This is a genomic window from Rhodococcus sp. NPDC058532, from assembly GCF_042719255.1.
Taxonomy (GTDB): domain Bacteria; phylum Actinomycetota; class Actinomycetes; order Mycobacteriales; family Mycobacteriaceae; genus Rhodococcus_G.
Genome location: NZ_JBHXNU010000005.1, coordinates 62,820 through 85,334 on the forward strand (window position 1 = coordinate 62,820; position 22,515 = coordinate 85,334).

Annotated in this window: 22 protein-coding genes; 17 read left to right on the plus strand and 5 right to left on the minus strand. The window is 71.1% G+C overall.

Features of this window, described 5'->3' with window-relative positions; all coding sequences use genetic code 11:
- The first annotated feature begins 177 nt into the window (after positions 1–177).
- The 4 genes from dop (at position 178) to prcA (ending at position 3,654) form a co-directional block, all read left to right on the plus strand.
- The gene (dop, locus tag ACFWQG_RS08190; protein WP_378507099.1) at positions 178–1,677 is read left to right on the plus strand and encodes a depupylase/deamidase Dop; all 1,500 of its coding nucleotides are present in this window, start codon (positions 178–180) and stop codon (positions 1,675–1,677) included.
- Positions 1,678–1,811: 134 nt separating this feature from the next.
- Positions 1,812–2,006, plus strand: a complete 195-nt coding sequence (locus ACFWQG_RS08195) for a ubiquitin-like protein Pup (protein WP_378507100.1) — start codon at positions 1,812–1,814, stop codon at positions 2,004–2,006.
- Positions 2,003–2,887 (plus strand): proteasome subunit beta, encoded by an 885-nt coding sequence (gene prcB, locus ACFWQG_RS08200; RefSeq protein ID WP_378507101.1) that lies wholly within the window; start codon positions 2,003–2,005, stop codon positions 2,885–2,887. The genes ACFWQG_RS08195 and prcB overlap by 4 nt, the downstream gene beginning before the upstream one ends.
- Positions 2,884–3,654, plus strand: a complete 771-nt coding sequence (prcA, locus tag ACFWQG_RS08205) for a proteasome subunit alpha (RefSeq protein WP_378507102.1) — start codon at positions 2,884–2,886, stop codon at positions 3,652–3,654. The genes prcB and prcA overlap by 4 nt, the downstream gene beginning before the upstream one ends.
- 31 nt (positions 3,655–3,685) lie before the next feature.
- Here prcA and ACFWQG_RS08210 read toward each other — a convergent pair whose 3' ends face one another.
- The gene (locus ACFWQG_RS08210; RefSeq protein WP_378507103.1) at positions 3,686–5,155 is read right to left on the minus strand and encodes a phosphatase PAP2 family protein; all 1,470 of its coding nucleotides are present in this window, start codon (positions 5,153–5,155) and stop codon (positions 3,686–3,688) included.
- Between the two features lie 72 nt (positions 5,156–5,227).
- Here ACFWQG_RS08210 and pafA point away from each other — a divergent pair, with 72 nt between their 5' ends.
- The 7 genes from pafA to ACFWQG_RS08245 all read left to right on the plus strand — a co-directional run bounded on the left by pafA (position 5,228) and on the right by ACFWQG_RS08245 (position 13,620).
- Positions 5,228–6,586 (plus strand): Pup--protein ligase, encoded by a 1,359-nt coding sequence (pafA, locus tag ACFWQG_RS08215; protein WP_378507104.1) that lies wholly within the window; start codon positions 5,228–5,230, stop codon positions 6,584–6,586.
- Positions 6,587–6,621: 35 nt separating this feature from the next.
- On the plus strand, positions 6,622–7,608 hold the full coding sequence (locus ACFWQG_RS08220) for a helix-turn-helix transcriptional regulator (protein WP_378507105.1): 987 nt from the start codon (positions 6,622–6,624) through the stop codon (positions 7,606–7,608).
- The gene (locus ACFWQG_RS08225; protein WP_378507106.1) at positions 7,605–8,573 is read left to right on the plus strand and encodes a helix-turn-helix transcriptional regulator; all 969 of its coding nucleotides are present in this window, start codon (positions 7,605–7,607) and stop codon (positions 8,571–8,573) included. The genes ACFWQG_RS08220 and ACFWQG_RS08225 overlap by 4 nt, the downstream gene beginning before the upstream one ends.
- 72 nt (positions 8,574–8,645) lie before the next feature.
- The gene (tatA, locus tag ACFWQG_RS08230) at positions 8,646–8,903 is read left to right on the plus strand and encodes a Sec-independent protein translocase subunit TatA (RefSeq protein ID WP_378507107.1); all 258 of its coding nucleotides are present in this window, start codon (positions 8,646–8,648) and stop codon (positions 8,901–8,903) included.
- A 65-nt stretch (positions 8,904–8,968) separates the two neighbouring features.
- Positions 8,969–9,889, plus strand: coding sequence for a twin-arginine translocase subunit TatC (gene tatC / locus ACFWQG_RS08235; protein WP_378507108.1), 921 nt, complete (start codon positions 8,969–8,971; stop codon positions 9,887–9,889).
- 79 nt (positions 9,890–9,968) lie between these two features.
- Positions 9,969–12,671 carry a DEAD/DEAH box helicase gene (locus tag ACFWQG_RS08240; protein ID WP_378507109.1) on the plus strand — a complete coding sequence of 901 codons (2,703 nt, stop codon included), beginning with the start codon at positions 9,969–9,971 and terminating at the stop codon, positions 12,669–12,671.
- A gap of 130 nt (positions 12,672–12,801) precedes the next feature.
- Positions 12,802–13,620 carry a DUF4333 domain-containing protein gene (locus tag ACFWQG_RS08245; protein WP_378507110.1) on the plus strand — a complete coding sequence of 273 codons (819 nt, stop codon included), beginning with the start codon at positions 12,802–12,804 and terminating at the stop codon, positions 13,618–13,620.
- Between the two features lie 6 nt (positions 13,621–13,626).
- On the opposite strand, the gene ACFWQG_RS08250 is transcribed toward ACFWQG_RS08245, so the two are convergent.
- Positions 13,627–14,829 (minus strand): erythromycin esterase family protein, encoded by a 1,203-nt coding sequence (locus ACFWQG_RS08250; RefSeq protein ID WP_378507111.1) that lies wholly within the window; start codon positions 14,827–14,829, stop codon positions 13,627–13,629.
- Positions 14,830–14,943: 114 nt separating this feature from the next.
- On the opposite strand from ACFWQG_RS08250, the gene ACFWQG_RS08255 reads away from it, so the two are divergent.
- Positions 14,944–15,639 carry a MerR family transcriptional regulator gene (locus tag ACFWQG_RS08255; protein WP_378507112.1) on the plus strand — a complete coding sequence of 232 codons (696 nt, stop codon included), beginning with the start codon at positions 14,944–14,946 and terminating at the stop codon, positions 15,637–15,639.
- Between the two features lie 12 nt (positions 15,640–15,651).
- Here ACFWQG_RS08255 and ACFWQG_RS08260 read toward each other — a convergent pair whose 3' ends face one another.
- A complete protein-coding gene (locus ACFWQG_RS08260; RefSeq protein ID WP_378507113.1) occupies positions 15,652–16,605 on the minus strand; it encodes a 5'-3' exonuclease H3TH domain-containing protein in 954 nt (317 codons plus the stop codon).
- A gap of 38 nt (positions 16,606–16,643) precedes the next feature.
- Here ACFWQG_RS08260 and ACFWQG_RS08265 point away from each other — a divergent pair, with 38 nt between their 5' ends.
- Together ACFWQG_RS08265 and ACFWQG_RS08270 are read left to right on the plus strand one after the other, a co-directional pair.
- Positions 16,644–17,780, plus strand: coding sequence for a M24 family metallopeptidase (locus ACFWQG_RS08265; RefSeq protein ID WP_378507114.1), 1,137 nt, complete (start codon positions 16,644–16,646; stop codon positions 17,778–17,780).
- Between the two features lie 75 nt (positions 17,781–17,855).
- Positions 17,856–18,812 (plus strand): R2-like ligand-binding oxidase, encoded by a 957-nt coding sequence (locus tag ACFWQG_RS08270; RefSeq protein ID WP_378507115.1) that lies wholly within the window; start codon positions 17,856–17,858, stop codon positions 18,810–18,812.
- 6 nt (positions 18,813–18,818) lie between these two features.
- Here ACFWQG_RS08270 and ACFWQG_RS08275 read toward each other — a convergent pair whose 3' ends face one another.
- Together ACFWQG_RS08275 and ACFWQG_RS08280 are read right to left on the minus strand one after the other, a co-directional pair.
- Positions 18,819–19,265 carry a hypothetical protein gene (locus tag ACFWQG_RS08275; RefSeq protein ID WP_378507116.1) on the minus strand — a complete coding sequence of 149 codons (447 nt, stop codon included), beginning with the start codon at positions 19,263–19,265 and terminating at the stop codon, positions 18,819–18,821.
- A gap of 88 nt (positions 19,266–19,353) precedes the next feature.
- Positions 19,354–19,767, minus strand: a complete 414-nt coding sequence (locus ACFWQG_RS08280) for a pyridoxamine 5'-phosphate oxidase family protein (RefSeq protein WP_378507117.1) — start codon at positions 19,765–19,767, stop codon at positions 19,354–19,356.
- 45 nt (positions 19,768–19,812) lie between these two features.
- Here ACFWQG_RS08280 and ACFWQG_RS08285 point away from each other — a divergent pair, with 45 nt between their 5' ends.
- Genes ACFWQG_RS08285 through cobM form a run of 3 tightly spaced genes read left to right on the plus strand, consistent with a single transcriptional unit; the run spans position 19,813 to position 22,510 of the window.
- A complete protein-coding gene (locus ACFWQG_RS08285) occupies positions 19,813–20,550 on the plus strand; it encodes an SDR family NAD(P)-dependent oxidoreductase (protein WP_378507118.1) in 738 nt (245 codons plus the stop codon).
- The gene (gene cbiE, locus ACFWQG_RS08290; protein ID WP_378507278.1) at positions 20,550–21,764 is read left to right on the plus strand and encodes a precorrin-6y C5,15-methyltransferase (decarboxylating) subunit CbiE; all 1,215 of its coding nucleotides are present in this window, start codon (positions 20,550–20,552) and stop codon (positions 21,762–21,764) included. The genes ACFWQG_RS08285 and cbiE overlap by 1 nt, the downstream gene beginning before the upstream one ends.
- Positions 21,761–22,510 carry a precorrin-4 C(11)-methyltransferase gene (gene cobM, locus ACFWQG_RS08295; RefSeq protein WP_378507119.1) on the plus strand — a complete coding sequence of 250 codons (750 nt, stop codon included), beginning with the start codon at positions 21,761–21,763 and terminating at the stop codon, positions 22,508–22,510. Before cbiE ends, cobM begins: the two co-directional genes overlap by 4 nt.
- Positions 22,511–22,515: the final 5 nt, after the last annotated feature.

Sequence of the window (22,515 nt, forward strand, 5' to 3'; positions counted from 1 at the left end):
CCGGTGTCAGCAGGATGGTGAACTGCGGACGTCACCTGCAATAATGTCATAAGGCAAGTTATCGGCACTTAATCCGGCGCCGGACCCCCGGAAACTCCCGACCCAAAGACCCCGCCCTGAACCGGGCGGGTGGCGTCCGGGGTATGCGCGCACGCCGGACGCTCTACGCTCGACGCCATGCAGCGGATCATCGGTATCGAGGTCGAGTACGGCATTTCGTCCCCGTCGGAGCCGACGGCGAACCCCATCCTGACCTCCACCCAGGCGGTGTTGGCCTACGCGGCCGCCGCGGGCGTTCCCCGCGCGAAGCGGACCCGCTGGGACTACGAGGTTGAATCGCCGCTGCGCGACGCGCGCGGCTTCGACCTGGGACGGTTCAACGGGCCCGCACCGGTCATCGACGCGGACGAGGTAGGCGCTGCCAACATGATCCTCACCAACGGCGCCCGGCTGTACGTCGACCACGCCCACCCCGAGTACTCAGCCCCGGAGGTCACCGATCCGCTCGACGCCGTGATCTGGGACAAGGCGGGGGAGCGGGTGATGGAGGCCGCGGCACGGCACGCGTCCAGCGTGCCCGGCGCCCCTCGACTCCAGTTGTACAAGAACAACGTCGACGGCAAGGGTGCGTCCTACGGAACGCACGAGAACTACCTGTGCTCGCGGGACACGCCGTTCTCGGCGATCATCGCTGGCCTGACGCCGTTCTTCGCGTCCCGCCAGGTGATCTGCGGTTCCGGCCGGGTCGGGCTCGGGCAGTCGGGTGACGAAGCGGGCTTCCAGCTCTCCCAGCGGGCGGACTACATCGAGGTCGAGGTCGGACTCGAGACGACCCTCAAGCGGGGCATCATCAACACCCGCGACGAGCCGCACGCGGACGCCGAGAAGTACCGCAGGCTGCACGTGATCATCGGCGACGCGAACCTCGCCGAGTGGTCCACCTACCTGAAGGTCGGGACCACGGCGCTCGTTCTCGATCTGATCGAGGCCGGGGTGGACCTGTCGGACCTGCAGTTGGCGCGCCCGGTGACCGCGGTGCATCAGATCAGTCACGATCCGACGCTGCGGCAGACGGTTGCGCTCGCCGACGGACGCGAGATGACCGGCCTTGCGCTGCAACGGGAGTACCACCAGCGTGCGGCGAAGCTGGTCGAGCGGGACAGCCCGGACGACGCGCGCGCCGCAGACGTGCTCACGAAGTGGGCGACGGTGCTCGATCTGCTTGAGCGGGATCCGATGGAATGCGCGCACCTGTTGGACTGGCCGGCGAAGCTGCGAATCCTCGAGGGGTTCCGTAATCGGGAGGGCCTGGCCTGGTCGGCACCGAAACTGCACATGCTCGATCTGCAGTACTCGGACGTCCGGCTGGACAAGGGCCTGTACAACCGGCTGGTGGCGCGCGGTTCGATCGAACGGCTGGTTGGCGAGCAGCAGGTCCTTGACGCGGTGCACACCCCACCGACCGACACCCGCGCCTACTTCCGGGGTGAGTGCCTGCGCCGCTTCGGGGCGGACATCGCCGCGGCGAGCTGGGACTCGGTGATCTTCGACCTGGGTCGCGACTCCCTGGTCCGGATTCCCACCCTCGAGCCGCTGCGGGGCAGCAAGGCGCACGTGGGAGCGCTGCTTGAGGCGGCGAGTTCGGCGGCTGACCTGGTCGATCAGTTGACGACGTGACAATCGCGCGCGACACGACGACGAATCGTCCCGGTGTCGTCGCCGATCGGTAGGGTGAAGGTCCGAGCACGAACGGTCACCGACGGTGCGTGCACGGACACGGTGCAGTGCGAGGAATGAGGAGGTCGGCGGCTATGGCGCAGGAGCAGACCACACGCGGTGGCGGGGGCGACGACGACGACGCGGCCGTCGGTGATGGCGGTGCGGGTCAGGAACGTCGCGAGAAGCTCGCAGAGGACACGGACGACCTGCTCGACGAGATCGACGACGTGCTCGAGGAGAACGCCGAGGACTTCGTTCGCGCGTACGTGCAAAAGGGCGGCCAGTGACGCCGGATTCCCCGGCGGCGCGCATGGTGCTCGGAGGCGGGGGGCTGCGCTTCGACGCGCAGTTGTCCTCGTTCGCCGAGCACCTGCGTGTTCATGCGCCGGAACTGTTGCCGGAGAACCGGTTCGACCTCGGCTCTCGCGGTGGAAGTGGTGAGCCGATGACCACCCGATCGGACATCGCGCCGCACGGGACGACGATCGTGGCATTGACCTTCGCCGGCGGCGTCCTGATCGCGGGCGACCGGCGCGCGACAATGGGCAACGTCATCGCCAGCCGGGACGTCGAGAAGGTGTACGTGACCGACGACTACTCGGCGGCCGGGATCGCGGGTACGGCGGGCGTCGCGATCGAACTGGTGCGGCTGTTCGCCGTCGAATTGGAGCACTACGAGAAGATCGAGGGCGTCCCACTGACGTTCGACGGCAAGGCGAATCGGCTCTCGTCGATGGTGCGGGGCAACCTCGGCGCCGCGATGCAGGGGCTGGCCGTCGTCCCGCTCCTTGTCGGATACGACCTGGACGCGTCCACCCCGGCGAAGGCGGGGCGGATCGTCTCCTACGACGTCGTCGGCGGTCGCTACGAGGAACGCGCCGGATACCACGCGGTCGGATCGGGATCGCTGTTCGCGAAGTCGGCGCTGAAGAAGACCTTCGACCCGGCGGCCGACGAGGCCGGGGCCCTGCGTGCCGCGGTCGAGGCCCTGTACGACGCCGCCGACGACGATTCGGCCACCGGTGGCCCGGACCTGACCCGCGGCATCTACCCGACCGCGGTCGTGATCACCGATGGCGGGGCCGCCGTTGTGTCCGCGGATCGGCTGGCCGATCTCGCCCGCACGGTCGTCGCCGACCGCACCAAGGAAGCAGGTGGCACGCCGTGACCATGCCGTATTACGCCTCCGCCGAGCAGATCATGCGGGACCGCTCGGAGCTGGCCCGCAAGGGGATCGCGCGGGGTCGCAGCGTGATCGTGTTGACCTATGCGGACGGCGTGCTTTTCGTGGCGGAGAATCCGTCCTCGTCGCTGCACAAGGTCAGCGAGCTCTACGACCGGCTGGGATTCGCGGCGGTCGGCAAGTACAACGAGTTCGAGAACCTGCGCCGCTCGGGCATCATGCACGCGGACATGCGCGGGTATTCGTACGACCGCCGTGACGTCACCGGCCGCTCCCTCGCGAACGCGTACGCGCAGGTGCTCGGCACCATCTTCACCGAGCAGCCGAAGCCGTACGAGGTGGAACTGTGCGTCGCGGAGGTCGGGCGGGCGGACCAGGACCATCACGCGCAGTTGTACCGCATCACCTACGACGGGTCGATCGTCGACGAGCAGCAGTTCGTCGTGATGGGCGGCGCGACGGAACCGATCGTCACGGCCCTGCGGGAGTCGTACCGGCCGGGAACCGACCTCGCGACCGCGGTCACCCTCGCTGTCGATGCGCTCCGGGACGGCACCGCGGCAGCCAACGGTGAGGGTGAGCGTCGCGTGATCGGGGTGTCCGGCCTTGAGGTCGCGGTCCTCGATCAGTCGCGGCCGCGGCGCGCGTTCCGCCGGATCACCGGCAGTGCCCTCGAGGCGCTGCTGCCGGTCGACCCGGCCGCGCCCGGCACCGAACCGGTGGAACAGCCCGACCCGGGCGGCACGGAATAGGCCCGACCCGGGCGGCACGCAGGAGGCCCGGCTACGGCCCGGTCCCGCGGTAGAGCACGACGCTGTGCGGCCTGCTGCGGAACTCGAAAAGGCGACCGTCGGCGACCACCTCGCCGTCGGTCGCCAACGCGACCGGATCCCCGGCGATCTCGACGGCCAGGGTTGGGGTGTCCCGGTGAGCGTAGGCGCGGGAGCCACCCAGCGTCCCGGTCAGTGCCGCGCCAATCAACCGCAGGCGTGACCATCGGTGATCGGCGAGCAGGTAGCGCACGTCCAGGGTTCCGCGGTGGATGTCGGGGCGCGACATCGGTACCTGGTCCGGGGGCGTGTAGCGGCCGTTCCCGACGAACAGCATCCATACCGAGTGTGCGATCCCGTCGATCCTGGTCGGCAACGGGCTGGCGGAGGCGAGGACGCGGATCATCGCGAGTCCCGCTGCGGGCCACTTGCCGAGCCGAGGCTCCCACCGCTCGCGCAGGCGCACCACATCGGGGTATCCACCGAGGCTGGCGGTGTTAACGAACGGACGCTCCGGTCCTCCGTCGACGCGGACCGCGCCGAGGTCGACCAGTTCGGCGGCGCCGCGCTCGATCGCTGTTGCGGTCGATTCGACATCGCCGACCCCGGCGTCCCGCGCGAAGTGGTTCAGGGTGCCGCCGGGAAACACCGCGAGCGGCAGGGCATGCCGGACGGCGGCCTCGGCCACGGTCACGACGGTGCCGTCGCCGCCGCACACGCCGAGCGCCCTGGCGTCGAGGGTGCTGATGGTCCGGTCGATCCGCGCGCCGAAGTCGGCGCCGGGGTCGAGTTCGACGACCGTCGCGGCGGGCAGCCGCCGCTCGATCTCGGTGCGGGTGGGATCCGGTCCGGCGCCGGATCCGGTGTTGACGAAGACGATCATCCCGGCGCCGCGGGGCAGTGCGTGCGTCGCCCGGTCGGGGCCAAGGGTCGCCGGCTCCTGGTCCCGGACCGCCCACCATGCTCGGGTGGCGACCGCGACCGCGGCGCCGACGGCCAGGCCGGCAACGACATCGGACGGCCAGTGCACGCCGGTGTGCACGCGGGAGTATCCGACCGCCGCGGCCAGCGGCGCGACCACGACCCCCACCAGCGGGTATTCGAGTCCGACACCGGTGGCGAACGCGGCAGCGGATGCGGCGTGCCCGGACGGGAACGAGGAGGAGCTCGGGGCGGTCAGCCCGCGGCCCCGCGGGAACTCCGGCAGGTCCGCGGGCGGACGCCTGCGGGGGCAGAGCGGCTTGAGCACCGCGTTCGACAGCGCGCTCGCGCCTGCGAGGGACAGCAGGCCCCGCACCGCGGCCCGGCGTGGCCGTCGCCCGCACACCGCGAGGCCAGCGGCGACCCCCGACCACAGCACCCCGTGGTTCGCCAGGGTGCTCAGCGCGCGCATCCCGGGGTCCACCGGGGACGGTGGTCGGTCGGCGATCCACCGCATGACGATCCGGTCGGTACTTTCCGCGGAAGGTCTCACTTCGGCCACGTTCCCACGCTACGGCGGGAAGGCCGACGAGGAACACCGTATCGGAGACCTCCGGCGTTGTACTGTCGAGGTGTGCAGCGGCGAATCATGGGAATTGAGACCGAATTCGGGGTGACGTGCACCTTCCACGGGCATCGCAGGTTGAGCCCGGACGAGGTGGCCCGGTACCTGTTCCGCCGGGTCGTGTCGTGGGGGCGGAGCTCCAATGTGTTCCTCAGGAACGGCGCACGCCTGTACCTCGACGTGGGATCGCACCCGGAGTACGCGACCGCCGAGTGCGACGGGCTCGCTCAGCTCGTCACCCACGACCGGGCCGGGGAACGGGTCCTCGAGGATCTGCTCGTCGACGCCGAGCAGCGGCTCGCCGAGGAGGGCATCGGCGGGGACATCTACCTGTTCAAGAACAACACCGATTCGGCGGGCAACTCCTACGGCTGCCACGAGAACTTCCTCGTGGTTCGGGCCGGGGAGTTCTCCCGCATCTCGGATGTCCTGCTGCCGTTCCTGGTGACCCGCCAACTGATCTGCGGAGCTGGGAAGGTCCTGCAGACCCCCAAGTCGGCGACATTCTGCCTGTCGCAACGCGCCGAACACATCTGGGAGGGCGTCTCGTCCGCGACCACCCGGTCCCGGCCGATCATCAACACCAGGGACGAGCCGCACGCGGACGCCGAGAAGTACCGTCGCCTGCATGTGATTGTCGGCGATTCGAACATGGCCGAGACCACCACGATGCTCAAGGTCGGTTCCGCGGCGCTGGTGCTGGAGATGATCGAGGCGGGCGTCTCGTTCCGTGACTTCGCCCTCGACAACCCGATCCGCGCCATTCGCGAGGTCAGTCACGACATGACCGGACGGCGGCCCGTCCGGCTCGCCGGGGGGCGGCAGGCCAGTGCCCTCGACATCCAGCGCGAATACCACGCGCGGGCGGTCGAGCATCTCCGCAACCGTGAGCCCGACCCCCAGGTCGAGCAGGTCGTTGAGCTCTGGGGGCGGATCCTCGACGCGGTCGAGTCCCAGGACTTCGCGAAGGTGGACACCGAGATCGACTGGGTGATCAAGCGGAAGCTGTTCCAGCGGTACCAGGACAAGCACAATCTGGAGCTCGCCGATCCGCGGATCGCGCAGCTCGACCTCGCCTACCACGACATCAAGCGCGGCCGCGGGGTGTTCGATCTGCTGCAGCGCAAGGGTCTGGCGAAGCGGGTGACCGAGGACGATCAGATCGACGCCGCCGTGAACACCCCACCGCAGACCACCCGGGCGAAGCTGCGCGGCGACTTCATCGCCGCCGCCCAGGACGCGGGCCGGGACTTCACCGTGGACTGGGTGCACCTGAAGCTGAACGACCAGGCCCAGCGAACCGTGCTGTGCAAGGACCCGTTCCGGTCTGTCGACGAGCGCGTCGAGCGTCTGATCGCATCAATGTAGTGGTGCCGTCGGGGCATGTCCTAGGCTGCTGATCCGTGGCGACCAGCAAAGTCGAGCGGCTGATGAACCTCGTCATCTGCCTGCTCTCGACCCGACAGTTCCTGACGGCGGACAAGATCCGTCAGAGCGTTGCGGGCTACGACGAATCGGCGAGCGACGAGGCGTTCTCGCGGATGTTCGAGCGGGACAAGAACGAGCTGCGGGACCTGGGGGTTCCGTTGGAGGTGGGGCAGGCGTCCCGGTTCGGCACGGTTGAGGGCTACCGGATCAGCCCCGAGGCGTACGCGCTGCCGGAGATCGACCTGACCAGCGAGGAGTCCGCCGCCGTCGCGATCGCGGTGCAGCTGCTCGAGTCCCCGGAGTTGGGGTCGGCCGCGCAGGGGGCGGTGTTGAAGCTGCGGGCGGCGGGAGTGGCCGTCGATCGGGAATCCGCGGCGGCCTTGTTCACGGCGCTGCCCGCGCGGGCCCGCGGGTCGGAACCTGCCCTGGAGGCGGTGCTCGCCGCGATCGAGGCCGGTCGCGCGATCCGTTTCGAGCATCGCTCCGCGCGAACCGCGCCGGTCACGACCAGGCATCTCGAGCCGTGGGGTGTTGTCACCCATGACGGCCGCTGGTACGTGGTCGGACATGATGTCGACCGGGACGCCACGCGCACCTTCCGGCTGTCGCGGATCGGGGACGAGGTCGTCCCGGTCGGGCCGCGGGGTGCGGTGCGCAAACCGGACGGGGCGGACCTGCGTGCACTGGTCGGGCGTGCGGTGGGCACCGCGGGGGTGTCCGGCGCCGCGACGGTGTGGGTGCGGGACGGGCGTGCCCACGAACTGCGCCGCCTCGGCCGCCCGCTGCGCCCGATGACGGTCGCCGGGCGGGACGGGGTGGTGCTCGACGTCCCGGTGCGGTCCCGGGACTGGATCTCGCGACTGATCGCCGGCTACGGGGAGGATGCGTTGGTGCTGGAACCGGAGTCGTTGCGGTCCGACGTGATCGCCCGCCTCACGGTCGCCGCGGGAGGGGCCCGATGAGCCAGCGGCTGACACAGCGGCTCTCGCGACTGCTGAACATGGTTCCGTACTTTGTTGCCAATCCGGGGATCACGAAGAGTGCGGCCGCCGCCGAGCTGGGGGTGTCGGTGGCGCAGTTGACGACCGACCTGAACCAATTGTGGGTGTGTGGGCTGCCCGGGTACGGGCCGGGTGACCTGATCGACCTGTCCTTCGAGGAGGAGACGGTCGCGGTCACCTTCGCGGCCGGGATCGATCGGCCGCTGCGGCTGACCTCGACGGAAGCGACGGCGCTGCTGATCGCGTTGCGGGCGGTAGGGGAGTTGCCGGGGACCGCGGACCCCTCCTCGGTGCAGGGGGCGATCGCGAAGATCGAATCGGCTGCTGGTGTCGCGGCCGGGGGCGTGCTGACGCAGTCGGTGGCCGACCCCGGGCCGGAGAGCCCTGTCGTCGCTGCTGTCCGGTCCGCGGTGCGCCGGGGAAACGCGCTGAGGATCACCTACTTCTCGGCGTCCAGGGACGCGGTGACCGAGCGGGTGGTCGACCCGATCCGGGTGGTCGCTGTCGACAACCACAGCTATCTGCAGGCGTGGTGCAGGCAGGCAGGGGGGGTGCGGCTGTTCCGATACGACCGGATCGACGCGGCCACCGAGCTTGACGAGCAGGCGCGGCCGCCGGGGGACGGGTACGACGTGTCGGCGTCGCTGGAACTGTTCCACGACGACGCGACGCTCCCGCAGGCGCGGCTCGCGATCGCACCGGACCACGCCTGGGTGCTGGACTACTACCCGATGACGGACGTGGTGGTCGGCGCGGACGGCGTGGTCGAGGCGTCGATGCGGTACGCGTCGTCGGCGTGGATGGCCCGGCTGATGGCGGGGTTCGGTCCGGGGGTCCGGGTGATCGGTCCGCCGGAATTGTCGGAGTCCATTCGGGCCAGGGCGAGCGCGGCCCTCGACCTGTACCGACACTCGACGGGCACGTGAGTCCGGGCATTCCACCCCTCAGGACCGCCGAGCGTCCGGTAGCATCGTGCCAACTGATTCCTGGAGGTAAAAATGGGTGCAATGAGCCCCTGGCACTGGGCCATTGTGGCGCTGGTCGTCGTGATCCTGTTCGGTTCGAAGAAGCTGCCCGACGCGGCCCGCGGCCTCGGTCGCTCCCTGCGCATCTTCAAGAGCGAGGTCAAGGAGATGCAGAACGACGGCGCCTCCACTGCCGCCGCCCCGGCCGCTCCCTCGCAGCTGCCCGCCTCGGCCCCCGACGCGCAGGCCACGGCGACCGACGCAGTACGCACGGAGCCCAAGGCGTCCTAGTCCGACCGTGCGACCGGGGCGGACCCGCCCCGGTTCACTGCTGAGCAGAACCAAGGGCCCCATCAGTGCGTATCCCCTTCGACCCGCGGCGCAGCAGGCGCCGGGTCAACCCCGACGGCACGATGTCGTTGATCGACCACCTGTATGAGCTGCGCACGCGGCTGCTGTGGTCGATCCTCGCGATCCTCGTGACGACCGCCTTCGGCTTCTTCTGGTATTCGCACCAGATCTTCGGCATGGACAGCCTCGGTGACATCCTCCGCGGCCCGTACTGTTCGCTGCCGTCGGAGGCCCGCGCGGACCTGACCGACGACGGCGAGTGCCGCCTCCTCGCGATCGCCCCGTTCGAGCAGTTCATGCTTCGGTTCAAGGTCGCGTTCACCGCAGGCATCGTGCTGGCCTGCCCCGTCTGGCTGTACCAGCTGTGGGCGTTCATCACTCCGGGTCTGCACAACCAGGAACGTCGCTACGCGATCGGGTTCGTCGCCTCGGCGGCGGCGCTGTTCGTCGGCGGCGCGGTGCTGGCGTACCTGATCGTGGCGAAGGCCCTGCACTTCCTGCTGACGATCGGCGGGGACGTGCAGGTGACCGCGCTCGGCGGCGCGGAGTACTTCGGGTTTCTGATCAACCTGCTGATCATCTTCGGTGTCAGCTTCGAGATCCCCCTGCTGATCGTCGCGCTCAACGCGGTCGGCATCCTCACCTACGAGAAGCTGTCGTCGTGGCGGCGCGGGCTGATCATGGCGATGTTCGTGTTCGCGGCGATCGCGACGCCGGGGCAGGACCCGTTCTCGATGCTGGTCCTTGCGCTCGCGTTGACCGTGCTGCTCGAGGTCGCGATCCAGGTCGCCCGCCTCAACGACAGGCGCAAGCAGCGCAAGGCCTCGGCAGGCTGGGGAGCACTCGACGACGACGAGGCGTCCCCCCTCGACGACGCCGCCGACATCGCGTCGCCCGCGCGGGTCGACTACTCGGACACCCTCTGACCGTCACCGACCGCGACAACCATCGGACACCGACCACGCCCGCCGCGGCGCGGTCGGTGTCTGTCGTTAGCCTGACGGTGTGCAACCTGACGGTGTGGAACTGGACGTCTTCGCGAGCCTGCTGAACTTTCCGCTGGACGGCTTCCAGCTGGAGGCCTGCCGCGCGCTCGAATCCGGGCACGGGGTGCTGGTCTGCGCGCCGACGGGTGCGGGCAAGACGGTGATCGGCGAGTTCGCCGTGCACCTGGCCCTGGTGTCGGGTCGCAAGTGCTTCTACACCACCCCGATCAAGGCGTTGAGCAATCAGAAGTACGCCGACCTGGTCGACCGCTACGGGAAGGCGTCGGTCGGGCTGCTCACCGGCGACGTCAGCATCAATTCCGACGCACCGGTGGTCGTGATGACGACCGAGGTGCTGCGGAACATGCTGTACGCGAACTCGCCGACGCTGCGCGGGCTCTCCCACGTGGTGATGGACGAGGTGCACTACCTCGCCGACCGGTTCCGCGGCGCGGTGTGGGAGGAGGTGATCCTGCACCTTCCGGAGGAGGTGCGGCTGGTCAGCCTGTCCGCGACGGTGAGCAATGCGGAGGAGTTCGGCGCGTGGATGGGCACCGTCCGCGGCGACACCGAGGTCGTCGTCGACGAGGTGCGGCCGATCCCGCTGTTTCAGCACATGATGGTCGGCCGTCGCCTGTTCGACCTCTTCGACACCACCTCGCAGTCCGCCGACCCGGCGGCCCGACTGGTCATCGACCGGGACCTGGTGCGGCATCTCAAGCAGCGTCAGGCCCTTGACCGCCACGACACCTGGCAGCCCCGCGGTCGGGGTCGCGGCCCGGCACCGAGTTCCGCGACTCGGCCGCTGCCCCGGCCGGAGGTGATCGCCCGCCTCGACGAGGAGGGGCTGCTGCCGGCGATCACGTTCATCTTCAGCCGCGCCGGGTGCGACGCCGCGGTGACGCAGTGCCTGCGGTCCCGGTTGCGGCTGACCACCGAGGATCAGGCCGAGGAGATCGCCGCGATCATCGACAGGCACACCGGTGACCTGCCCAAACACGACCTGGCGGTGTTGGGGTACTGGGAATGGCGGGAGGGTCTCGAACGGGGCATCGCTGGTCACCACGCCGGGATGCTGCCCGCGTTCCGACACACCGTCGAGGAACTGTTCGTCAAGGGGCTGGTGCGGGCGGTGTTCGCCACCGAGACGCTGGCGCTGGGCATCAACATGCCCGCCAGGACCGTGGTCCTCGAACGCCTCGTGAAGTACAACGGGGAGACCCACGCCGAGCTGACGCCGGGCGAGTACACCCAGCTGACCGGCCGGGCGGGTCGGCGCGGCATCGACATCGAGGGGCACGCGGTCGTGCTCTGGCAGCCCGGCGTCGAGGCGACCGAGGTGGCGGGGCTCGCGTCGACCCGCACCTTCCCGCTGCGCAGTTCGTTCCGACCGTCCTACAACATGTCGATCAACCTGATCGACCGGATGGGCGCGGCCGAGTCGCGGTCGCTGCTGGAGCGGTCGTTCGCACAGTTCCAGGCCGACCGGTCGGTCGTCGGCCTGGTCCGGTCGATCGAGCGGGACGAGCAGGCGCTCGCGGGGCTGCGGGATCAACTCGGCGGCGAGGACGGCGAGTTCTTCGAGTACGCGCAGCTGCGGGAGCGGGTTCGGACCAGGGAACGGCAGCTGGAACGGCAGGGCCGCACCGATCGCCGCCGGGACGCGGTTGCTGCGCTGACGACGCTGCGGCGCGGCGACGTGATCGCCATCCCGGCCGGCCGCCGATCGGGTCTTGCCGTGGTGCTCGAACCCGACGCGGACCCGACCGATCCGCGGCCGCTGGTGCTGACCGAGGACAAGTGGGCTGGCCGCATCTCGGCGGCGGACTTCCCGGCGCCCGCGAAGGCGCTGGGCACGATGCGGTTGCCGCGGCACGTCCAGCACAACACCGCCCGTACCCGGCGCGATCTGGCGTCGGCGCTGCGCAGCACCGGGATCGTCGCCCCCGGCAGGCACCCGAAGCGCAGGTCGGCCGCGGCGCACGACGGGGAGTTGGCCGCGCTGCGTCGGGCGCTGCGGGCCCATCCCTGCCACACCGCACCGGACCGGGACCGGTTGAGCCGGATCGGGGAGCGGTACAACACGCTGGCCAGGGACCTCGACGGGAAGCGGCAGAAGGTGGCCGCGACGACGAATTCGCTGGCCCGCACCTTCGACCGGATCCTCCGGTTGCTGGCCGAGCGGGGGTACACCGATGCGGGGGCGGTCACCGAGCAGGGGCACCGGCTGATGCGGCTGTACTCCGAGAGTGACCTGCTGGTCGCGGAGTGCCTGCGGCGCGGCACCTGGAAGGGTCTGGCGCCCGCCGAACTGGCCGCGGTCGTGTCGGCGTTGGTGTTCGAGTCCCGGCAGGACGCGTCGACGACCGATCGTGGCCCGACCGCGCCGATTCGGCATGCGCTCGGCGAGACGGTGCAGTTGTGGTCGGCGCTGCGGACCGACGAGGTCCGGCACAAGCTTCCGTTGACCCGGGAACCGGACTTCGGGTTCGTCGCCGCGATCCACCTGTGGGCGCGCGGTGAACCCCTCGTCGATGCGCTGCTCGCGGCGGGCGACCGCGGCCAGGCGCTGTCCGCGGGTGATTTCGTGCGCTGGTGCAGGCAGGTGATCGATCTGCTCGACCAGGTGCACCAGACGGCGCCGGATCCGGAGGTGCGGTCGGCGGCGGCGAAGGCGGTCGGCGCGATCCGGCGCGGGGTGGTCGCGATCGACGCGGCCTGACCGGCGCCGCCGGGGCGGCCGGGGCCGTGTGGTTGGATTTGGTCGCGCTCTGCCGCCACCCGGGGGTTCGTGCAACGAGGGTGGAGACGGGGGTTCGTGACGTGTGAGCAGCGACGAGTGGAGGCGGCAGATGAGTGGTCCGGACAACGGAGGGACCGACGGCGGGGTCGGCGACGACCGCCAGAACGGTGACCCGGCGCCCGAGGCGACACCACAGCCACCGACACCGCCGGCCACCGGACCGGAACCCGCTACCCCGTCGGCGACGACCGCGCTGCCGCAGCAGCCGCAGCCGCAGTGGAGCCAGCAGGCGTGGAGCGCCGAGCAGCAGTACGTCCCCCCGCAGTACCCGGTGCAGTATCCGCAGGCCCAGTACGGCCAGTATCCCGCCCCGTACCCGTCCGGGTACCCGACGGGACAGCAGCCCAGCGGACAGTACCCCGCGCCGCCGTACCCGGGTCAGCAGTATCCGGCGCCGCCGCAGTACCCGCAGGCGCCGCCGTCCGGCCAGTTCATGCAGCACCCGCAGCCCGGCCAGTATCCGCCGCCCGGCGGGTACCCGCAGCAACCGGGATACCCGCAGCAACCGGGATACCCGCAGGCGCCGTACCCGCAGCAGGCGGCGGCCGCCCCGAAGTCGAAGCTGCCGATGTGGATCGGTGTCGGCATCGGGGCGGCGGTCGTCGTCGCGGTGGCGGTCCTTGCGGTCCAGATGGTCGGCGGCGCCACCCTCGATCGGACCGCCGCGCAGAAGGGCGTCGCGCAGGTGCTGACCGGGTCGTACGGTCTCACCGACGTGGCGGACGTGGTGTGCCCGGCCGATCAGAAGGTCGCCGCCGGGGCGACGTTCACCTGCACGCTCGAGGTCGACGGTGAGCCGCAGAAGGTCACGGTGACGTTCACCGACGACGACGGCACCTACGAGGTGAGCCGCCCGACCGCCGGGTAGGGCGTGCTACCAGTAGCGATGCTGCGCGCCGTCGCTGTCGGCGACGAACACGACCGCGTCGGCGCGATCGAGGTCGCCCCGAGTCAGCGGGAGGTGGCCGCGGACGATCGGATCCCCGGCCTCCACCGTGGGCGGCAGGGCGGCCCGGAGCGCAGGCGCGGCGAACAGGGAGCGGCGGGTGGTCGCCGCGGCGAGCATGCCCTGCAGGGTGCCCGGTGCGTTGTCCGGCGCGGCGTCGGCGGCCACGAACAGGTACCGGTCGCCGAGCGCGCGTCCGACGAGTTCACCCGCCCCGGCCCCGGCCGCGGCGTCGGCCAGGGTCTCGGACGGCGCCCGCCGGAGGTGGGCGTTGTGCGCGAACACCAGGCCAGGGCCGCGCCCCTGCTCCCGCGCGACGATCGCGAGCAGGTTCGCCGCCATCAGCTCCGACCGGATCCCGAGCAGGGTCGCGATCCGGTCGGGGGACGGCGTTGCCATCGCGGCGTGATAGCGCAGCAGTCCCCGCGCGGTGCGGGCATGCGCGACCGCGAGATCGTGACCGGCGGAGTCCGGGTCGGGCGCCGCGTGGTGCAGCGCGTCGGCGACGGCGTCGGCAACGCCGCGCAGTGTTCGGGCTCGGGCGGTGCCGCCGACGGATACGGTCGGGTCGTACATCGCGGCCTCGTTGGTCCAGTCCGCCTCGTCGCCGAGCAATCCGTCGAGGTCGCGGACGGCCTCCGGTCGCAGCGCCGCGGGCAGGTGGTCGACGGCGACGGACAGCGAGTGCCGGGGGCTCGGCGCGCTGGCGAACTCGAGCGGCGCGTCGAAGCCGTGGAACCGGACCCGGTCGTGGGGCGCGCGACCGGCGTTGTGGCCGCGGAGCCAGTCGAGGAGCTCTCGGTTGCCCGGGAGCGTGCCGAAGCCGTGACTGAATCCGGTGGCGAGGACGGTGTCGATATCGACGTCCGCACCGGCCACGAAGGCGTCGACGACGCCGGCGGCGAAGATGTCGGTCTCCAGCACGATCGACCGGAATCCCCGCCCGACGAGGTGCCGCAGCAGGTCGTTGCGCAGCGCCGGGAAGGCGTCGATCCCGTGAGTCGGCTCGCCAAGGGCGAGCAGGGTGGGCGGAGCGGACCGGCCGCGGAGCAGGTCGTCGACGGTTCGTCCCAGGGTTGCCGGATCGTCGAGCGGCCTGCCGATCCCGCGCAGCGCGGTGGCATCGAACATGAGTGCACCCCATTCTCGTAGTGGTGCACTCGACGGTATCGTTGAAGATTCGTGTGAAGTTTGGCCACAATCACCTGGCCTGATGGCCCAAAAACCTCAAACAGGGGGTGCGCTGTGCGACCCGTCGATCTGGCCAGGGAACACGGGGTGTCGGCGCAGGCGATCCGCAACTACGAGGACGCCGGGGCGCTGCCGCCAGCCGATCGGTCGGCGGCAGGCCACCGGCGCTACACGCCGCTGCACGCGCAGGCCCTGCGCGCCTTCCTCGCTCTGCGTCGCGGTCACGGGCATCGCCGCGCGGTCGAGATCATGCGCGCCACCCACCGCGACGATCCGGAGTCGGTCTTCCGCCTCGTCGACGCGACCCACGCGGCGCTGCTCACCGAACGCGAGACCCGATTCGAGGTTGCGGCGACGCTCGGGGCGCTGTCGTCCTCGGCGCCGGAGCCGGTGCCGGGCCCGCCGCTGACCGTCGGGGAGCTCGCGCACCGGATCGGCGTCCATGCGGCGACACTGCGGGCCTGGGAGAGTGCGGGCATCGTCCACCCCGACCGGGACCGGGTGACGGGATACCGCCGCTACGGACCCGACCGCGTTCGGGAGGCGGAAATCGCGCGAGCGCTGCGTCGCGGCGGCTACCCGCTGCCGCGGATCGCCCGGTTCGTGCAGTCGCTTCGGGAGGCCGGTGGCGCGGACGCGCTGAGCGTCTTCCTCGACTCCTGGCAGGAGCGGCTGACGACCCGCGGGCGGGACCTGCTCGCGGGCGCGGCGCAGCTCGACGCCTACCTCACCCTGCGGAACCGGCGGTAGGACACGGCCGCCCTACTCGGCCCGGGACGCGGCCATCGCCGTCGTCAGCCGCCCGATCGACGCGCCGATCGCGAGCTCCTCGGCGAGCGCGGCGAGCCGGTCGGGGTCGACGGGGTCGGCGGGCAGAACATCGGGACCCGACAGGTCGACCGGCGCGTCGGTGGCAACCCGCACCACCGGCAGCGCGGCGTCGAGATAGTCGGCGGACGCCGCGAGCTTGCCGCGAATCCCCTTCGCAAGACCGGAGTCCGGGTCGTCGACTGCGGCGCGGAGGGCTGCGACGGATCCGTACTGCTGCAGCAGGGCGGACGCGGTCTTCTCGCCGACCCCCCGGACGCCGGGAAGCCCGTCGGACGGGTCGCCGCGCAGCAATGCCAGTTCGGCGTAGCCGGGTCCGGGACGGTCGGCGGGAACACCGTACTTCTCGGCGACCTCGGCCGGGCCGAACAGTTCGGCCTTCGCCAGCCCGCGCCCGACGTACAGCACCCGCACCGGCACCGGATCGTCGGAGACCACTTGCAGCAGGTCCCGGTCGCCGCTGACCACCACCACCGTGTCGTCGCGTTCGCGGGCGGCGAGGGCGCCGAGCACGTCGTCGGCCTCGTAGCCGACGGCGCCCGCGGTGGCGATCCCCGCTGCGGCGAGAACGTCCATGATCATGTCGACCTGCGGGGTCAACGTGTCGGGCACCTCCTCGACGTCCGGTCCGGCCTCGTGCGGTTCGGCGACCCGGTGCGCCTTGTACGACGGCACCAGGTCGACGCGGAAGCCGGGGCGCCAGTCGAGGTCGAGGCAGACCACCAGCCGCCCCGGCCGGTGCCGGGTGATCAGGGACGCGACCATGTCGGTGAACCCCCGCACCGCGTTGACCGGGCGGCCGTCGGCGGCCGTGAACGATTCGGGGAGTGCGTAATACGCGCGGAACCACAGGCTCGCGCCGTCGAGGAGAAGGAGGGGTCCGGTCATGCGGCCCATCCTGCCAAAGAGAACTAGGGTTGACTCCCATGAGTGCATCGAGCGAGTCATCGGCAGCCCGCTTCCCGACCGCCGTCTACGCCGACCGTCTGCGTCGTGCCGCCGCGTTGACCGCGGCAGCGGGCCTCGATGCACTGCTCATCACGCCGGGACCGGACCTGAAATACCTGGTCGGGTCGGGGGCCGCGTCGTTCGAGCGGCTCACCTGCCTGGTGATTCCCGCGGACGGGGGCACCCCGGCGGTGGTGGTCCCGACGCTCGAGCTGGCCGGTCTCGGCGAGTCCGCGGTCGCGGATCTCGGTCTGTCGGTGCGGGATTGGGTGGACGGCGTCGACCCGTACGCGCTGGTGGGGTCGCTGCTGCCGACGCCGGGGCGGACCGCGGTCGCCGAGGCGATGCCCGCGCTGCACGTGATCCCGCTGTCCGCGGCGCTCGGTGCGCCCCCGGTGCTGGCGACCGGGGTGCTGCGCGAGTTGCGCATGGTCAAGGACGCGGCCGAGATCGACGCGCTGCGGCGGGCCGGGGCGGCGATCGACCGGGTGCACGCCAGGATGGGGGAGTGGCTGCGGGCGGGCCGGACCGAGGCCGCGGTGGCGGCCGACATCGCGGCGGCGATCGTCGAGGAGGGGCACACCGCGGCGGAGTTTGTGATCGTCGGGTCGGGCCCGCACGGCGCGGACCCGCACCACGAGGTGTCGGATCGGGTGATCGCGGACGGGGACGTGGTGGTGATCGACATCGGGGGTCCGGTTGCGCCCGGCTATAACTCGGACAGCACCCGCACCTACAGCATCGGCGAGCCCACCGCGGAGGTCGCGGAGCGGTTCGCGGCGCTTGAGCGGGCCCAGCGGGCGGCGGTGGACGCGGTGCGGCCGGGGGTGACCGCCGAGTCGGTGGACGCCGCGGCGCGGGATGTACTCGCTGGCGTGGGGTTGGCGCAGGCGTTCGTGCACCGCACCGGCCACGGGATCGGGCTGTCCGTGCACGAGGAGCCGTACATTGTCGCGGGTAACCGCATCGAACTCGTGGCGGGGATGGCGTTCAGCATCGAGCCGGGCATCTATTTCCGGGGCAGCTGGGGTGCGCGGATCGAGGACATCGTCGTCGTCACCGCCGACGGGTGCGAGCCGATGAACACCCGTCCGCACGGACTCACCGCGCTGTAGTCGGCGCGGCGGCACCGAACGGACCTACAGTGTGATGGGGATCACCCGTTCACTTCGTCGTGAGGATGCGCCGACATGACCGCTACACCGCTCACCAGGCAGGGTTTCGGGTCGCTCAGGGCGGGAGGGCTCAACTGGGACGCCTTCCCGCTGCGCCTGTTCGCGAAGGGCAACGCGCACTTCTGGGATCCGCTGTCCATCGACTTCGGTCGGGACGCGCAGGACTGGGAGGGGCTGACCGATGAGCAGCGACGCAGCGCCACCTACCTGTGCACCCAGTTCATCGCGGGCGAGGAGGCGGTCACCGAGGACATCCAGCCGTTCATGAAGGCGATGTCCGCGGAGGGCAGGCTCGGCGACGAGATGTATCTGACCCAGTTCTGCTTCGAGGAGGCCAAGCACACCCAGGTGTTCCGGCTGTGGATGGACGCGGTCGGACTGACCGGCGACCTGCACCCGTACGTCGCGGAGAACCCCTACTACCGGCAGCTGTTCTACGAGGAGCTGCCCGGATCGCTGCGGATCCTGGAGTCCGATCCGAGCCCGGCGAATCAGGTGCGGGCGTCGGTCACCTACAACCACGTGATTGAGGGCAGCCTCGCGCTGACCGGGTACTACGCGTGGCAGAAGGTGTGCACCGAGTGGAACATCCTGCCCGGGATGGTGGAGCTGATCCGGCTGATCGGCAACGATGAGCGCAGGCACATGGCGTGGGGCACGTTCACCTGCAGGCGGCATGTCGCCGCGGACGACGCCAACTGGGGCGTGGTGCAGCAGCGGATGGCGGAACTGATGCCGATGGCCCTCGGGATGATCAACTGGGTGAACGATCAGTTCGAGGTGCAACCGTTCGGTCTCGACGACCAGGAGTTCGTCGCGTACGCCGCGGATCGGGCGCAGCGCCGGCTCGGTGCGATCGAGTCGGCGCGCGGCCGCCCGGTCGAGGAGATCGACCTCGACTACAGCCCCGAGGTGCTCGAGGATCGGTTCGGCGCCGAGGACGCGGCGGCGTTCGAGGAGGCGACGAGCTGACGGGGTTCAGACGATGAAGTTGCCGAAGGTGGGATTCGACTGGCACAGCGGCATGCTGCCGAGGTTGATCGACCCGAACACCGTCGCCATCACGTTGCCGTGCCCGGTGTATACCGTCTTCGAGTAATAGGGGTAGACGCCCTCAAGGTTCGCGATACCGGTCTGTCCGGTGTCGAAGTTGACCCAGGCGACGGTGACCTGGCCCGCGGCGGGGATCGGCGGCGCGGCGGGGAAGGTCTGGAAGCGGATCTCGCCGGGTGCGATCCCCGGCTCGGGCCCGGACTGTCCGGTGGCGCCGGTCAACGACATCAGGCTGCCCTGGTTCGGGCAGCCGATCGTCAGCGCGGGCGGGCCGAATGGGTGCGGCGGCCCGGCCTGCGCCGGACCGGCCGCGAGCAGTGCGGCCACCGCCGTTCCCGCCAGGACGGAGAGTCGGAGTGCTGTGCGTGTCATGGCTGCCCCTCGAGTTGGGATTCCCCGCGATCCGTGCACCTGTGCTCCGTACAACACTATGCCGGTCCGTGGGGCCGCGTCGAGGGTGTCAGCGGCCGAGCAGCCCCGCGACGCCCAGCGCGCGTCGGACGCTGATCTCGATCACGACCCGGGTCGGGTTCTCCCGTGGCGCCCGGTATCGGTTGGCGTACCGGGCGACGGCCTCGGCAACGTCGCCCGGGTCGGCGCTGACCCGCGCCGCGCCCTCAAGTGTCAGCCAGCGCGGGCCGTCGATCTGGGTGACGGCGGCATAACCCCCGCGTTCGGCGTTGAGGGCCTTCTGGGATCCGCCGTTGGTGATGATCCGCGCCAACCGCCGATCCGGGTCCCAGGTGAATCCGACCGCGACGACGTGCGGGGTTCCGTCCCGGCGCAGGGTGGTCAGCGAGGCGAGATGCCGATCGGTGAGAAACGCAAGCGCATCCTCGGTGAGGTCGGCGGGGTCGAAGGGGGTGCGGGCCATGACCCGACGTTAGGACATGCCCGCTCGGCCCGGCACACTGGACACATGAGTGTCGGTTCGGTGGTCGTTCTCGGTGGGCGCAGCGAGATAGGTCTCGAGGTCGCGACCCGTCTCGCGTCGGGTCGCTCGGTGGTCCTCGCGGCCCGGCGCAGCGTGGACCTCACGGACGAGTCCGCGGCGCTGCGGGAGGCGGGTGCGTCCGAGGTGCACACCGTCGAGTTCGACGCCGACCGGGTCTCCGACCACGCGCGGGTGCTCTCGGAGATCGCCGAGCTCGGCCCGATCGACACCGTGGTCCTCGCGTTCGGTGTGCTCGGCGACCAGCAGCGCGCCGAGGCGGACGCCCAGCACGCGGTGAACGTCATCCACACCGACTTCGTCGCGCAGGTGTCGGTGTTGACGCACCTGGCGCAGCTGTTGCGGGCGCAGGGGTCGGGCCGGATCGTGGTGTTCTCGTCGGTCGCCGGGGTGCGGGTGCGGCGCGCGAACTACGTGTACGGCTCGGCGAAGGCCGGGCTGGACGGGTTCGCGAGCGGTCTCGGGGACGCCCTGCACGGCAGCGGCGTCTCCCTGCTGCTGGTGCGGCCCGGCTTCGTGATCGGGCGCATGACCGAGGGCATGTCCCCGGCCCCGATGTCGAGCACCCCCGGACAGGTGGCGGACGCGGTCGTCGCGGCGCTGGCGAAGGGCCGCGAGCGGGTCGCGGTCCCCGGCAGGCTCGGACCGGTGTTCGTCGTGATGCGGCTGCTGCCGCAGTGGATCTGGCGCCGGATGCCGCGCTGATGGGCCATCAGGTCACCGTCGTCGGGATCGGCGCCGACGGCTGGGACGGGCTGTCCGCGAACGCCCGCCGCGCCGTCGAGGCCGCCGAGGTGCTGATGGGCTCGGCGCGGCAACTGGACCTGCTGCCCGCGTCGGCCGCGCGGCGGGCGGTGTGGCCGACGCCGCTGGTGCCGGCGCTGCCCGGCCTGTTCACCGACCACGAGGGCAGCCGGATCTGCGTCCTCGCCAGCGGGGATCCGATGTTCCACGGCATCGGCGTCACCCTGATCCGGCTGCTCGGCGCCGACCGGGTGCGGGTGCTGCCCGCGCCGTCGTCGGCGTCGCTGGCGTGCGCGCGGCTCGGCTGGGCGTTGCACGAGACGCCGGTGGTGTCGCTGGTGACCGCGCCCGCCGAGACCCTGCTCCCGCACCTGGCGCACGGCAGGCACCTGCTGGTGCTCTCCCGGGATCGACACACCCCGGCCGCGGTGGCGGCACTGCTGCGGGAGAACGGTTTCGGCGGCACCGATCTCACCGTGCTGGAACAGCTGGGTGGACCGCGGGAATCCGTCTCCTCCGGTGTTGCCGCCGACTGGGACCGGGCGCCCGGCGACCCGCTGAACCTGCTGGCGCTGACCTGCCGCCGCGACCCGGACGCGGCGCGCCGCACCCGGATGCCCGGGCTGCCGGACGACTCGTTCACTTCGGACGGGCAGCTGACCAAACAGGAGGTGCGGGCACTGACCCTGGCCGCGCTGGCGCCGGAGCCGGGGGAGCTGCTGTGGGATGTTGGCGGCGGCTCCGGCTCGATCGCCATCGAATGGCTGCGCACCGACCCGTCCTGCCGGGCGATCGGCTTCGAACGCGACGCCGTCCGCCGGGACCGGATGGCCGCCAACGCGACCGGGCTCGGGGTGCCGGTCCTCGACGTGCGCGGCGCCGCACCCGATGCGCTGGCCGGCGCGCCGACCCCGGACGCGATCTTCGTCGGTGGCGGAGTCACAGCACCGGGCCTGCTCGAGGCGTGCTGGGCTGCCCTTCCGGTCGGTGGCCGGATGGTCGTCAACGCCGTCACCGCCGAATCCGAGGCGCTGCTGCTGTCCCAGCATGCCGCGCACGGCGGTCGGCTGCGCAAGTTCCAGATCTACCGCGGCGAATCCCTCGGCGGATTCACCGCGTGGCGGCCGCACCTGCCCGTCGCCCAGTGGGTCGTCACCAAAAAGGAGGACGCGTGACCGTCCGTTTCATCGGCGCCGGCCCCGGCGCCGCCGACCTGATCACCCTCCGCGGCGCCCGGATCCTCGAACAGAGCCCGGTATGCCTGTACGCGGGCAGCCTGGTGCCCGCGGAACTGCTCGAGCGGTGCCCGGACGGCGCCGAGATCGTCGACACCGCCCGCCTGGACATCGACGAGATCACCGACCTGCTGGTCGCCGCGCACCGGGCCGGCAAGGATGTCGCGCGGCTGCACTCGGGGGACCCGTCGATCTACAGTGCGGTCGCCGAGCAGGTCCGCCGCCTCGACGCCGCGGACGTCGACTACGAGATCGTGCCCGGTGTCCCCGCCTTCGCTGCGGCGGCCGCGACGCTGGGCCGGGAACTGACGGTGCCGGGGGTGTCGCAGTCGATCGTGCTGACCCGGGTGTCGACACTGTCGACGGCGATGCCCGACGGCGAGGACCTGGCGACGTTCGGGGCGAGCGGCGCGACACTGGTGATCCACCTGGCCGCGCATCGCATCGAGCAGGTCGCCGACGAGTTGCGCGGCCCGTACGGCGGGGACTGCCCGGTCGCGGTGGTGGCGTACGCGTCCCGCCCGGACGAAATCGTGCTGCGCGGGACCGTGGATTCGATTGCCGCGCAGGTGCACGAGGCGGGGGTGACGAAGACGGCGGTGATCGTCGTCGGCCGGGTGCTCGCGGCGGAGGGCTTCCCGGGCAGCTACCTGTACTCGCCTGCCCGGCGCCGCGTGACGCACTGATGCGC

Bases quoted from the DNA above. Each gene is read 5' to 3' on its own strand.
- ACFWQG_RS08265 (WP_378507114.1), top strand. From the start codon at position 16,644: ATGAGTGCATCGAGCGAGTCATCGGCAGCCCGCTTCCCGACCGCCGTC.
- ACFWQG_RS08225 (WP_378507106.1), top strand. From the start codon at position 7,605: ATGAGCCAGCGGCTGACACAGCGGCTCTCGCGACTGCTGAACATGGTT.
- ACFWQG_RS08270 (WP_378507115.1), top strand. From the start codon at position 17,856: ATGACCGCTACACCGCTCACCAGGCAGGGTTTCGGGTCGCTCAGGGCG.
- ACFWQG_RS08245 (WP_378507110.1), top strand. From the start codon at position 12,802: ATGAGTGGTCCGGACAACGGAGGGACCGACGGCGGGGTCGGCGACGAC.
- cbiE (WP_378507278.1), top strand. From the start codon at position 20,550: ATGGGCCATCAGGTCACCGTCGTCGGGATCGGCGCCGACGGCTGGGAC.
- ACFWQG_RS08285 (WP_378507118.1), top strand. From the start codon at position 19,813: ATGAGTGTCGGTTCGGTGGTCGTTCTCGGTGGGCGCAGCGAGATAGGT.
- dop (WP_378507099.1), top strand. From the start codon at position 178: ATGCAGCGGATCATCGGTATCGAGGTCGAGTACGGCATTTCGTCCCCG.
- ACFWQG_RS08280 (WP_378507117.1), bottom strand. From the start codon at position 19,767: ATGGCCCGCACCCCCTTCGACCCCGCCGACCTCACCGAGGATGCGCTT.
- ACFWQG_RS08250 (WP_378507111.1), bottom strand. From the start codon at position 14,829: ATGTTCGATGCCACCGCGCTGCGCGGGATCGGCAGGCCGCTCGACGAT.
- tatA (WP_378507107.1), top strand. From the start codon at position 8,646: ATGGGTGCAATGAGCCCCTGGCACTGGGCCATTGTGGCGCTGGTCGTC.
- ACFWQG_RS08275 (WP_378507116.1), bottom strand. From the start codon at position 19,265: ATGACACGCACAGCACTCCGACTCTCCGTCCTGGCGGGAACGGCGGTG.
- ACFWQG_RS08260 (WP_378507113.1), bottom strand. From the start codon at position 16,605: ATGACCGGACCCCTCCTTCTCCTCGACGGCGCGAGCCTGTGGTTCCGC.
- ACFWQG_RS08195 (WP_378507100.1), top strand. From the start codon at position 1,812: ATGGCGCAGGAGCAGACCACACGCGGTGGCGGGGGCGACGACGACGAC.